The organism is Legionella sp. PATHC032 (assembly GCF_026191185.1).
Lineage (GTDB): Bacteria > Pseudomonadota > Gammaproteobacteria > Legionellales > Legionellaceae > Legionella.
In genome coordinates, this window is the sequence record NZ_JAPHOV010000001.1 from 711,878 (window position 1) to 725,957 (window position 14,080).

Genomic DNA, 14,080 nt, shown 5'->3' on the forward strand with positions numbered 1-14,080 from the left:
TTAGGATGAAGTATCTCTTATTTTTAGGATAAAGAACAGAACAATGAATCAAGGTTCCTTATCTGATTTACAGTATAGCCCTTCTAATTGGTTTCGCTGTATTTTAAAACTTGTCAAATTTGTACTTTTTAAAACTGATATTCAGGCTTTTAATTAATACATGATCGCAATGATAAGCAAACCAATGGCAATAAATCCTATAAAGCCTAAAGCTGGATTTCCTCCAGGAACCAAATGAGTGTCTGATGGAGATAGGCTACAGGTTTGTCTCCCTTTCCATGCCATGATAGCAGGTAATAACAACAGTAAAATGACACAACAAACCCCAGCATAACTTAATGCATGCAGGTAGATACCTGGGTTAAACAACACTACTGCCAATGGAGGAATAAAAGTGAGAGCCAGCGTATACTTGCCTTGATTACCAGATTTTTTAAGTTTTAATCCATCAGCAAGAAAATCAAATAATCCTAATGAAACTCCCAGAAATGCGGTAACCATACAGATAGAAGTGAAAAAACCAAAAAATCCACTGATCCACTGATTGCTTACTGATTGACTAAGTGCTTCAGTGAGACCGCTGGTTGCATGCTCCGAGTTCATTAAGGACAATAAACCATTTTCTCCCTCACGTGAGATAACACCCATAATCACTGCATCCCAGACGATGTAGCAGAATAATGGGATAAGCGAACCAAACAAAATAACCCGACGCAGGCTACGTATATCATCATTAAAATAATCACGTAAGCTAGGCACGATGGATGCAAATCCAAAAGAGGTAACCAAGATCATGAGAGTACCAGTAAAGGCTTTCGCTGATCCACCTGTTAATCCCACTGTGGATACATGCGGACTGATAATGATAACCAATAAAATATAGACGCCTAGCTTGCCAAACATAAGTCCACGATTAACGTAGTCTACAGAGCGTATACCGCTATATACAATAAGGCTGAACATGGCAGTAAATATTACAGACGTTATCCAATTCGGTAAGTCAATGTGTACTTTATGTAGTAGGCTGCTAAATACATCACTTCCACCTGAAATATAGGCTGCCAGGAGCGTATAAAGAAGAAGAAGATAGGTTATCCATGCAATCACTTGACCTGGTAGGCCCAGGGTTGATTTCGCCATTGAAATCATATTGCTTCCTGCTGGGAGCCGTAGATTTACCTCAAGAATTAACAAAGCTCCTGCGGTCATCACCAACCAGCAAAAAAACAGGAAAAATAATGAGTTAGCAAATCCCACCTCGGCTGTAGAGACAGGTAGCGCTAGCATCCCACCACCAATCGAAGTGCCTACTATGAGTAATATACCGCCAATTAATTTTGAATTGATCACGAAGTATAACCCAAAAACAGTACAAATATAGAACAAAATGATACTTTGTTCCTCAAAAAAAGTCAACTTCCTTATTATAGACCTCGATCATTTTTCTGCTCAAATGACCTGACGTTCAATTTACACATCCTGCTTATTAGGTTTTAATGTTTTAGCTGCTATCAAAGTAAAAGTAACGCCAGTAATAACATTAATCATTTTTATTTAAAAAGCGCAACAAATTCATGTGCCAACAAAACTACAGAAATAATAATCACCGTGAACTGTGATATTTTACCTCCCGGAACCCAAAAGGGTGATTTGTAACGCTTTCTGCCAAAATAACACATTAGGGCTGGCAATAACAGTAGTAATATGATGCAAAATATACCGGCGTAGCGCAAAGCATAAATATAAGCCCCGGGATAATAAATGACGATCAGTAAAGGCGGCAAAAAAGTCAAAACAAATAAACCAAATCCATGGCGGCCTCGCTCACGCAATTTTAAGCCATCGGCAAGAAAACTGAATAAACATAGTGATACACCTAAAAAGGCAGTTAACATACAAATAGAAGTAAAAAAATTAAAGAGAGCACTGATGGTGGTGTTTTGGACTTTATCGGTTAACAAACTGGCTAGTGCACTGGTTGTACGCGGATTTTGCATTAGACTTTCAAGTCCATTGCTCCCGGCTGAAGGAAGTGAACCAATAATTACGGCATCCCATGCTATGTAGCATATTAAAGGTATTAATGAACCAATAAAAATGACTTTTTTTAATGTCTTAATGTCATCATCAAAATAATCTCTCAGATTTGGCACGATAATAGCAAAACCAAAAGAAGTAATTAAAATCATAATGGCACCACCAATGTGCCGATAATCACCATGTTGAAAATAGTGAAATTCGATGTGCGGGGCAATAAGGATAACGAGTATGCAGTAAACGGCTAATTTACCTAACATGAGAGCACGGTTAGCAACGTCGACAGAATGAATGCCGCCATATACCACCAGGCCAAAAATTAAAGTAAATATCGAGCTTGCTTGCCAATCACTGAGATGCCAATTGACCTTGGACAAAAGGCTGTTCAATACATCAGCACCGCCAGAAATGTAAGCAGAAAGCAAGGTGTACAATAAGAAGAGGTAACTAATCCAGGCAGTAAGTAATCCATAATCACCCAGAGTTGCCTTAGCCATAGAAACCATGTGTTTTCCTCTGGACAAATACAGATTTGCTTCCAGGATGAAAAAGGCCCCGAAGGTCATAAAGGCCCAGCAGATAAGAAGAAACAGAGATGATTGCCAAAAACCGGTTGCTGCATTGGCTACTGGGAGAGCTAACATTCCACCGCCAATGGAGGTACCAACTATCAATAAGATGCCGCCTATAAATCTTGAACGCATTAATAAACCTTTATTTTACATAAGCCACTTGTTGTTGCGCGGGTTGAGCAGGGCTTGTAAACCACTGGATCTCGATTCTTCTGTTCTGAGCGCTGCCATGAATAATAGCATTATCAGAAATCGCATTTTTATCTCCATAACCCTCTGCTTTTAGTCTTTTAGCTGCAATGCCATTAGCCCAGAGAAAAGTCATCATTGTTTCAGCTTGCGCTTGAGAAAGCTTTCTCTTATGACTGCGTGATCCAACATTATCAGTAAATCCCGCAACATAAATTGTACTTTGAGGATAAAAATTTAATAGTCTGATGATGTTGTTTAAGCCAGGATAGCATATTTCATTAAGACGGGGGCTGCTAAACATGAAATATTTGTCTGTAGGAATAATTAACGTTCTTGTATCTCCATATTCAACATACTGAATATCCTGTTTTTGCAGGTCTCTGATAATTTTGCGTTTGCTGTCTCTGTAGATACTTGCAACGAGACCTACCGTACCGCCAGCAGCTGCTCCAATAAGCGTTCCTGAAGCAGTGCCACTGGCGATTACTCCAGCTACTGCGCCAATCCCGGTGTCTACTCCCACTCTTTTAACAGCGCGTCGATCGGGTTGAAAATTGTTATAAGGAGGATGAAAGCAGCCCGCAAGAAAGCAAATCATTAATCCATAACCAAGGATTCGTGTATTGGCTAATTTGCGTGACATATCCACTCCTTTAATCAATGATTTAATCATTATTAAGCATCTCATTAAATTTCGCAATCTAACACTTTATATTTTTACAGGGCGTATATAAAAAAATAATTTTCTTCGTCTATAATTAAAATTATCAAGGAAGAAACAGAGTGATGCACTGTGAAAGGAAATTCAATGTGCTAACTCGCCCAAATGCAAGGAGCGGTATGCCTGGGTCATTACCTGGTTTGCCGAGAAAGCTATGAAAATTCCAGTCCAACTCAAAAATCTAGGCGGTAATATCCCAGAAAATGATATTGCTTTGCAAGTTTCATATTTTGTTAAATCTCAGAATGAAGAATTGCTTCCCCAAAGTGACTCTTATATTTCTCCTGTTTCAGGCAAGATTGACATCAGCTTTGGGAATAATCTTGCGCGAAATAAAGATGTTTTCTTTGCTGTTGCATTACAAAGCAACAATATTCTGGCTCAAACCTCAACATCTGCTACTCAATTAAGAGACGAAGTACCCATTACTTTGGAATTTGATTATAGCCCGCTGGTGTTATCAGAGCCTGATGATCAAATTGTTTCTCCCAGACCATTGTTTGTTTATGGGCGCTTGCTTGATAAAAAGGGCAAGAAAAAACTGGAAGATGTTCAAATCATTTTTGAAGCAACACGTGCTAATGATGGAGGTTTACAACCTATCGCAAGCGTAAGAACAGAAGCTGAGGGTTATTTTTTTATTGAGTATCCGCAAGGTAGTTTTATTGATGCCTATGCCCGTGTGGGATTGCCACTTCGTGACAACCCAATCCCTATCCGCCTTGATGAAATCAGGATTGATGGTGACATTTCGCATAAGGTATTTCCTCGCAATGTCATTTTAGTCGCAGAATTAATCGAAGCGGAAGAAGCGGTTGTCGAGAAGGAATGTGGCTGTGAGGTACTGGATGTTCATGGGAGTAAAAGGATTTTGGAGGAATATTCCTTTTATAGCGTGGTGCGCACTACAGAGCCTGAAATATTAGGGTATGTTTTAAAAGAAGAAGATGAAATTACTTTGGATGAAGTATTAACTCAACATCCTATCCGTATTTGGGAGATTATCGATCCTATTTTTCAATTACCCGCATTTAGCCATCTTGCAAATCGTGCAAGAGTAAACTTGCCAGAAGTCACAGAAAGAAGCATCAATACAGAAATAACAACAAGAACTCACGGCCGGGCAAATCCTGCACCTAATCCGCCTCAAGACAATGAACTGGCTGAAACTTTAAAACAAATTAAAATTAATCGCAGCGTGTTAAATAATTTTTTACAAAGAGAAACCAATATCACCAAAGATAACATTGTCAGTCTCATTGAAATGAATGAAAGTTATCGCTTTAAGCAAAAAATGACTTTGGGAGAAACAAAACCTCTGGGAAGAGTCGTATTGAATTCTGAGAATTCCGTGGATTGGGATTTGGAACCCACACTATATCAGGCTGTATCAGTTGCCCATGGGCATTTACTTCATTATAAGTCAGAATGGATTGCCGATGGTTATTCTCTTGGAGATCTCCTTTACAGCTTACCATTGGCTCCAGGCCAAAAGAAACAGATGGTAGTATTTGATTGGGAACGAAGAGAGTCAGCCACCAATATACAATCTTTAGAGTATGAAGAAAGTTTATACAATTCACTTAGCCGCGATAGAGATATCTTTGAAATCACGAAAGGAGTGATTGAAGAAAACATAAAAGGTAAATCGAGTGCAACTACGGCGAGTGCCAGTGCTGGTATTGGAGGGGTGGTGGGTGGTTTACTTTTTGGGGTTTCAGGTGGGGTTGGCCATTCTGGCTCGACTGCCTCTCAAAATAGTCTAAGGCAAACTTCGGCAAGTGACTTGCAAAAAATTAGAGATCGTATTGTTCAATCGGCTAATGCTGTTCGTAGCCAGCGTTCTTCAGTGATTCAAACGGTTTCTCAGGGAGAGCGTTTTGAAGTGTCCTCTGAAACAGTCGCTAACTATAACCATTGCCATGCCATTACGATTCAGTACTATGAGGTATTACGTCATTTTAAAGTGCGTCAGCGTTTTGCAGAAGCGCGCGAATGCTTGTTCGTTCCATTGCTTATGAGTCAATTTGAGTTAAATAAACTATTACGTTGGCGAGAAAGCCTTCAATTCGCCTTATTGAATCCCAATCTATCAAAAGGGTTTGACGCTGCAGAAAGAATTAAAAATAAATGGATCGGTAGCAATTTTCCAGGGGGGACTTTCGCTTCCGAGAAAATTCTTAATGCATCAGGCAACTTCCAGATTAAATTTATCATCCGCAGGCCTGACGATAAGATGGTTGAAGTGGATGATTATTCAAAGCCTATCTATGGTGGCCAGAATATGATTATCGGATATCAGAAAAAAACAGTCGAGGATATCAACGAAGCAAACTGGCAAAGTTTAATTCCTTTTCTGGGCTCAGATACTCCTAAAGGATTTTATGATCATCATTTAAGAGATGCAAAAAACAAGGATGAAGTATTTCATCGATTGCTTGGAGAGAAAATTGCAACGGCATTTGTTGGTGCGCTCACTTTTCATGTTGCGGATGAGACAGGTAATGAAATTTCCTCAATCTCTTTTGATACAACCCTGACTTCAAAATATAGAAAAGAAGGTGTTTTAAATGTTTCTGTGCGGTTTATGGGACCTTCCCAATTTAGCAGAGACAAAGTGCATTATATTAAAATTCGTTGTGGTATGACCAATGTGTTACCCGATTATTCATCAATTATCGTTACTTCAGGATTTATAAGATACAAGACGTCTCATTATGAAGGTTTTTTATGTCGTTTCCAAAGTATTTATGACGATTTATCTCCTAGCGATGGTGTAACGCTTTATGCTGGTCCTTCACTTGATGAATTACGTGATCCAAGAAAAGAAGATATTGCTCTGGTAAATTCGCTGATTGACCATTTAAACGATAATTTGGAATGGTATCACAAAGCGATCTGGCAACTGATGTCTGCCGAAAGAAGGTTTTTACTTCTGGATGGTATCGTATTGCCCGGTAATAAAGGGTTAGGCAGAAGCCTGGCATCGCTGGTGGAAAATGAGCTAATTGGTATTGTAGGTAATAGCCTGGTTTTTCCTGTGGCAAAAGGATTAAATCTGGATCCTAATTTTGGTGCTTCGGATTCTCTGACCGATTACTATATGGTGGCTGCTGGTGATCCTGTCAATGTTTCAATCCCAACGAAAGGTGTCTATGCCGAGGCGATGATGGGGCGTTGTAATTCTTGTGAAGAAAAAGATGAAAGTCGCTTCTGGCGTTGGGAAGAGTCTCCTATACCCGACACTCCAACAACAATCAATCCGATCAGTACCGAGAGTCGAAGAGCGGAACCTGGTAATTTACAACCTGTGGCTTTTCCCAATCCAATGGTTAATATTCAAAATGCACCAAATGCGCCTGATCCCACTGGTTTGGCAGGAACACTTTCTTTATTGGGTAAAGGAGACTCATTCAGAGATATTACAGGCCTTGCTCAAAATCAAACCAACGCGTTGGATGCTTTGAAAGCATCCTTTGATGCGACCAAAACATTTGGGCAAGAGGCGGCGAAATTGGAAATTCAAAAAATGATGGATAAACGATTAGACAATGCGATTAAAGCGATTAATAACAATCCCAATCTGGATCCAAAACAAAAAATGGAGCTCACAGAAAAGGCATTAAATGCTTATCTTGGCGCAGGAGCCAATACAACGCAGCCACCGAAAGATGCCAATGCTGACAAGTTGCAGGAAGGCATTAATAAAAATCTGGATAAAGTGAACAGCAGCAAGAGTGGCGAGATGTCTGTAACAAAACCGGATGGAACCAAAGTCAATACAAAATTTGACGGGGGTACCACGTCTCCAGCTATTGAAACCAAAATAGGTAAAGGCGGCATTACCCCTATGAGGCAAGAAAACAGCAATGCCTGTTGGGCAACAGTCGCTACCATGATGTTGCGGTGGAAAGACAGCAAGAATTATACAATTGAGGAAGTTTTAACGAAAGCAGGAGCTCAATACCTTAATTATTACAAGCAAAAGGTTGGCTTGCCGTATACAGAAAAACAGAATTTTATTACCTCTTTAGGCATGAAAGGAGAGCCCTTAGCCAATTATACAGCACAAAATTACCGTGATTGGTTAGTTGAGTATGGGCCATTATGGGTCACAACAGATACCGATCAAGGGAAAGGTTTTTCAGCACATGCTTTGATTATTACTGGTATTAGCAATGACTTAAAATCCCTGGAAGTTATCGATCCCTTACAAGGTAAAAAGCTTGTTCAATCTTTCGATGAATTTGCCAATGCATTTAAGGAGCTTATTACAGACAGTGATCTTTTGCCAACAACGCAAGTGGTTCATTTCCTGGAGAAAATTGAGGCAACAGAGGGGGCTCCAACTCCTGCTGATATTGTTAAAAGTTTAAATGAATACAATCCCGCTAACTCAGAAACCCTGGTAATTAATATGGTTGAATTCAATACGGGTATTTCAGGGATAACCAATTACAAAGATTGGAAAACAGACAGTTCCGTGATACACAACAAGCGTAAAAATGCTTACAGAGATCCTTTTGGTATTAAGCACCTCGTGCTTCACGAAACAGCGGCTGAAAGCGGTGATGGCTTTGATGATTCCAATAACGAAACCTCACATATGTCAGTTAAAAGAGATGCAAGCATTTTACAATTTAATGACTTGGTCGAGTTTGAAAATCATGGTTCAGGTATGAATACAACCAGTATTGGCATAGAGTTTGTGAATCGTGGATGGCTATCTTCTTCCACAGCTGATGGTGGTGAAGGGATACCTGCGAAAGAATCCAGCATGACTGCAGCACAAAAAGAAACCTACAAAGAGGCTAATGGGTATTTATGGGCGTTTTGGGGATATGGCTTTAACATTTATCGTGTTCCCCCCTCTCTTGATCAGTTAGAAAAAGAGGTGGAACTTGTGAAGTGGCTCACCAGAGATTTCCCTTCCTTATTGCAATCCATCAGCGGTATTTCTATTTATAACCTCTTCCCCTCAATTGACGATACCTGGTTACAGCTTGTTTCCTATGCTGAAGTGAAAGATGTATGGACTTTCAAAGCAACAGATATACCTCCTGAGGCAGAAAGGACTGATAAGAATCTCTTTGTTATGACAACAGGTTATGAGTATCTGGAGCCCAGTTACTTAACAGATAAGAGTGGTATTATTTCACATAATGCTTTTTACGAGAATCACAGCGATGGTTCGTTCCTAACATTATATACCTGGCTGCGTTTGGAGAAAGGAAAATCAAAAACGGATGCATTGGATATTGCCAAGAAACTGATGAAGGATCATTACATCCGTGTTTCTTTAACTAGTGATACCGACAAGAAAATAATTTTGCTAAATGTTAAGGATGGTAATTTGGTTTGAGGTGTGCGTTCCAGAATCAGGTAATGCAACTCTATGTTTATCCGATATACAATCTTTGGGAGTAGAGCTTTTGTGTAAATTGTTATCCGCCCCCTCATGGTCTTGGCTCAGATTATTAATCAGAATTAACTTGTTCTATGTCCCCGATTTAAAACTATTTTAAAATGATAAATTATGGCATGATGAGGCTTTAGTTGTACTTTCTTACATAAGAACAGGACTTAAGAAAACCTCCAAGATCGAGGAAAAAAAAGAGATTGGGGTTTTGCTTAAGTCCTGAAGAAAATATAATGCGAACAAAGGGTTAGTACGCCAAGGAATTCATGGAGAACTATATGAGTAAAAAAGCGATAGCAATAAGTATCGTCATCGCACTTTTTTTCATTACTGCAATTTGGTTTGCGTACAACTTTGTCAAACAAGAAGAAAATCAAAATTGGCTCACCCTTTACGGAAACATTGATATACGTGACGTTTCATTATCTTTTCGTGTCTCAGGGCGTATTCTGTCTATGGATGTTGATGAAGGTGCTCATGTTAAGAAGGGTCAAGTACTCGCAAAGCTTGATAAAGATACTTTTATAGCCAATCTGGAAATGGCGAAAGCCCAATTGGAACAAGCCATTGCCAATCAAAAAAATGCAAGCAGAACTTATAAAAGACGTGAACAACTGGTAGACAACGGGGCTGTTTCAAAAGCTCTTTTCGATGATGCCGTTGCGATGAAAGATTCGAGTAGTGCGGAAGTTTCTGTGGCTAAAGCGAATCTTGAGAAAGCTCAAATATCACTGAACGATACGGAAATTCATGCTCCTACTCATGGGACGATACTGACCAGAATTCAGGAACCAGGAGCTATTGTTAATATTGCGGAGCCAGTTTATACATTGGCTATTGATAATCCGGTATGGGTAAGGACTTACATTGATGAACCTTTTTTGGGTAAAATTTATCCGGGACAGGAGGCTTTGGTTTACACGGATTCCAATCCGGAAAAACCCTATAAGGGGCATATTGGTTTTATTTCCCCACAGGCAGAATTCACACCCAAAATTGTTGAAACAACTCAATTGCGAACGGATCTTGTCTATCGTATAAGAGTAGTTATTGATCAACCTGATAACGGATTAAGACAAGGAATGCCTGTTACTGTGAAAATCCATTTGAAAGCGAATTCATAGTAATGAATAGTTCAAAGCCACTTGTCAGTATTAATGGGGTCAGTAAATGTTTTCCTGGAAACATTGATCCTGCGTTAGATAATGTTTCTGCAACAATTTTTGAAGGGCAAATCACGGGTTTAGTTGGACCGGATGGGGCGGGAAAATCAACTCTTATGCGTCTTATATGCAGCCTGATGATGCCTACGGAAGGAACAATTACAGTAGATAATCTCAATACCCGGACTGGCTCGGAAAAAATCCATGCGATTACTGGCTATATGCCGCAAAAATTTGGTTTATATGAAGATTTGACCATTATAGAAAACTTGAGGCTTTATGCTGAACTTAGAAATCTGCATGGTGAGAAACGTGAAGATCAATTTAGAACATTACTTAAATTTACAGCACTAGAGCCTTTTCAGAAACGCCTGGCTGGTAATCTCTCAGGGGGAATGAAGCAAAAGTTGGGACTGGCTTGTGCCTTAATGGGTGAGCCTAAACTGTTATTACTTGATGAGCCGAGTGTTGGTGTTGACCCAATATCCAGAAGAGAGTTGTGGAGTATGGTCCAGGGTCTACTTGGAAAGGGTATGGGCGTTGTTTGGTCAACTGCTTATCTTGATGAGGCTGAAAAGTGTGATCAAATTCTTTTACTCAATGCTGGCAAGCCAATATACCATGGAAAACCGGGAGATTTTTTGCAAAAAACCAAGGATCGGACTTTTCAAATTTGCGGTGTTTCCCTGTTCAATCGTCGCCGGGCTCTAATGAGCGCCCTTAATACCCCTGAGGTCATTGATGGTGTCATCCAGGGAAAGAATATTCGTATTGTCATTAGTGATAAAAAAATAAAGCCAAATTTGGATGGTATAACTCGGGAACCTGGTGTTCACTTTCAAGAAGTTGAACCGCGTTTTGAAGACGCTTTTATTGACAGCCTGAAAACTAAAATAAGCGGCCGCTCTTTATTAGCCGAGCATATCGCAGCAAAACCTCATAGTGACAAGCCTATTATCGAGGCACGAAAATTAACGAAACGCTTTGGTAATTTTACTGCCGTTTCGAATAATGAATTTACAATCAAACGCGGTGAAATCTTTGGCTTATTAGGCCCTAATGGAGCAGGCAAATCAACCACATTTAAAATGATGTGCGGTTTATTGCAACCGACTGAAGGTCAAGCATTTGTCATGGGGCTTGATTTGAAAACCTCATCCTCAGAAGCAAGAAGCCGTATTGGGTATATGGCTCAGAAATTTTCGCTATACAGTCATCTCGATGCGTTGCAGAACATGCGTTTTTTTTCTGGCTTATACGGGTTATCCGGAAAAAGGCAGGAATCACAGATCAACAGCATGATTGAAATTTTTGATCTTAAAAAGCACTTGAAGCAAAATTCGGGTGATCTTCCATTAGGATTTAAACAACGTCTAGCTCTGGCCTGTGCCGTAATGCATGAGCCTGATGTGTTATTTCTTGACGAGCCAACTTCGGGGGTTGATCCATTGACCCGACGCGAGTTTTGGACACATATTAACGGTATGGTGAATAAAGGTGTGACTGTGATGGTAACCACCCATTTTATGGATGAAGCGGAATATTGCGATCGTATCGCTCTTATTTACAGGGGGAAGAATATTGCCACAGGAACACCAGATGATTTAAAGGATAAAATACGTAACACTACATTACCCAATCCTACTTTAGAAGACGCTTTTATCGAGTTAATCCGATTGGATGAGTTGCGAGAGGCAGTACATTAACACAGGGAGAACAGTGGTTGAATATTCGCTTTCTAAAGGCTTTGGTCATTAAGGAAACTCTGCAAATTATCCGTGATCCCAGTACTATATTAATTGCTTTTGTGTTGCCCTTAATTTTGCTTTTTATTTTCGGTTATGGTGTTAACCTGGACACTGATCAAGTCAAGTTTGGCCTGGCCTTAGAGAGTTATGATTCTTCGACTGTCAGTCTTTCTCAATCTTTTAGCAGTTCCCGATTTTTGGAGGTATCCATTTCAACCAACAGGCAGGAGTTTCGTTATGGCTTGGTTAATGACAGAATTCGTGGTTTTATTGATATCCCTCAACGTTTCACTGCCAATAGTCTGAGTGGAAATCCTAAGCCGGCTCTGCAAACTATAGTGGATGGTTCTTATCCGCAAGTTGCCGGTTTTGCAGAAAATTATGCGCTTGGCGCTTTGCAAACCTGGATTAGCTCCCAAGCTTATGAGCATGGTCAAATGGCAGTTAATTCCGGCATTAACCTTGAGCCTAGATATTGGTACAACCAGGAGCTAAAAAGCAGGAATTTTCTTATTCCTGGCTCAATAGTTATTGTTATGACTTTGATTGGAACATTGCTCACCTCACTGGTGATCGCTCGTGAATGGGAAAGAGGAACGATGGAGGCGATGATGGCAACACCAATCTCTATTGTTGACATTATCTTGGGAAAATTAATACCCTATTTTGTGTTAGGGATGGGTTCCATGTTTTTATGCACCATTATTGCAACATTGTATTATGGGGTGCCTTTCCAAGGAACTCTTTTGGCGTTGACATTAGTTTCCGCTGTTTTTCTGGTTGCAGCTTTAGGGCAGGGATTATTAATTTCTACTCTTGCAAAAGATCAGTTTGTGGCTTCGCAATTGGCTTTAATGTCCGCATTTTTACCCTCATTTATCCTTTCCGGGTTTATTTTTGAAATTTATTCGATGCCAAACTGGATACAAGCACTCACTCATTTGTTTGCAGCACGTTATTTTGTGACAAGTCTGCAAACCTTATTTTTGACAGGTAACATTTGGCCTCTTTTGATTCGTTGCCTTTTTGCAATTGCACTGATTGGATTCGCATTCTTTTTTATTACAGCTCATAAAACCAGAAAAAGGCTTGATTAATGGCAAAATTATCTCCAACAACAAGAATTTTTGCTCTTGTCATTAAGGAAATATTGACTTTATTCAAAGATCCGAAGGGGCGAATTGTATTGATAGCTCCTCCTCTCCTCCAGTTATTGATTTTTTCTTTTGCAGCGACTATGGAAATTAAAAATATTTCCATAGGCATTTTGAATCAGGATTCTGGAAAGCATGGTTATGAAGTGATTCAACGCTTTATAGGCTCACCAACTTTTTCAAAAGTTTTTTTTATTCAAAAACAGTCTGATATCAAACCTATTATTGATAACCAGGAGGCAATGGTTGTAATGACCATCCCGCAAGATTTTTCTCGTAAAATCGAATCGCATTCACAAGCGAATATTCAGTTAATTTTGGATGGCCGACGTTCCAATGCAACACAAATTGTAAATGGTTATATCAGCAATATTATTGAAAATTATAATCAGGAAATTCAAAAAACGAGTGATTCAATCATGACCCCTCCGGTGATGGTGACTCGTAGTTGGTTTAACGAAAACTTGCTTTATCTTTGGTTTACCGTTCCTTCATTAATTTGCATATTATCCATGCTGATTTCTCTTGTGGTTACTGCTTTGTCGGTAGCCAGAGAAAGAGAATTGGGAACTTTTGATCAATTGTTAGTGTCACCTCTTACCCCCTATGAAATTCTTATAGGAAAGACTATTCCTGCCATTATTATTGGGTTGGCAGAAGGTTTTTTGATGTGGATTGCTGCGGTTTGGTTATTTGCTGTTCCTTTTTATGGCTCTTCATTACTGATGGTTTATGTTTTATTTATTTTTATTATGTCAACGGTGGGTGTTGGTTTATTCATTTCCTCTATGTGTAAAACCCAGCAGCAAGCTATTTTGGGCGTATTTATCTATATGGTGCCTATTGTGACGCTTTCCGGTTACGCGTCTCCGGTTGAAAACATGCCGGAATGGCTTCAGGATTTAACCTGGTTTAACCCATTAAAATTTACCTTAATAGCAGTAATTGGCATTTTTTTAAAGGGGATGCCGGCTTTAGAGGTATTTATCACAACGTGGCCACTTCTACTGGTTGGGGCTGTGACATTATTTATTGCGGGCTGGTTTTTTAAACAGCGTATGGAGTAAGAAACAG

General features: G+C 39.6%; 8 protein-coding genes. 5 read left to right on the forward strand and 3 right to left on the reverse strand.

Annotated features, from left to right (window positions below; translation table 11 throughout):
• Positions 1-153: 153 nt before the first annotated feature.
• The 3 genes from OQJ02_RS03305 to cmpA form a co-directional block, all read right to left on the reverse strand.
• A complete protein-coding gene (locus OQJ02_RS03305; protein ID WP_265717854.1) occupies positions 154-1,350 on the reverse strand; it encodes an amino acid permease in 1,197 nt (398 codons plus the stop codon).
• A 200-nt stretch (positions 1,351-1,550) separates the two neighbouring features.
• Positions 1,551-2,741, reverse strand: a complete 1,191-nt coding sequence (locus OQJ02_RS03310) for an amino acid permease (RefSeq protein WP_265717855.1) — start codon at positions 2,739-2,741, stop codon at positions 1,551-1,553.
• 10 nt (positions 2,742-2,751) lie between these two features.
• Positions 2,752-3,444 (reverse strand): C-OmpA-like family protein CmpA, encoded by a 693-nt coding sequence (cmpA, locus tag OQJ02_RS03315; protein WP_028378194.1) that lies wholly within the window; start codon positions 3,442-3,444, stop codon positions 2,752-2,754.
• A 232-nt stretch (positions 3,445-3,676) separates the two neighbouring features.
• Between cmpA and OQJ02_RS03320 the strand changes: the two genes are divergently transcribed.
• The 5 genes from OQJ02_RS03320 (at position 3,677) to OQJ02_RS03340 (ending at position 14,073) form a co-directional block, all read left to right on the forward strand.
• Positions 3,677-8,884 (forward strand): papain-like cysteine protease family protein, encoded by a 5,208-nt coding sequence (locus OQJ02_RS03320; protein ID WP_265717856.1) that lies wholly within the window; start codon positions 3,677-3,679, stop codon positions 8,882-8,884.
• A 335-nt stretch (positions 8,885-9,219) separates the two neighbouring features.
• On the forward strand, positions 9,220-10,065 hold the full coding sequence (locus OQJ02_RS03325; RefSeq protein ID WP_265717857.1) for an efflux RND transporter periplasmic adaptor subunit: 846 nt from the start codon (positions 9,220-9,222) through the stop codon (positions 10,063-10,065).
• Between the two features lie 2 nt (positions 10,066-10,067).
• Positions 10,068-11,810 (forward strand): ATP-binding cassette domain-containing protein, encoded by a 1,743-nt coding sequence (locus OQJ02_RS03330; protein WP_265717858.1) that lies wholly within the window; start codon positions 10,068-10,070, stop codon positions 11,808-11,810.
• Between the two features lie 17 nt (positions 11,811-11,827).
• A complete protein-coding gene (locus tag OQJ02_RS03335; protein ID WP_265717859.1) occupies positions 11,828-12,949 on the forward strand; it encodes an ABC transporter permease in 1,122 nt (373 codons plus the stop codon).
• The gene (locus OQJ02_RS03340) at positions 12,949-14,073 is read left to right on the forward strand and encodes an ABC transporter permease (RefSeq protein ID WP_265717860.1); all 1,125 of its coding nucleotides are present in this window, start codon (positions 12,949-12,951) and stop codon (positions 14,071-14,073) included. Before OQJ02_RS03335 ends, OQJ02_RS03340 begins: the two co-directional genes overlap by 1 nt.
• The last annotated feature ends 7 nt before the right edge of the window (positions 14,074-14,080 follow it).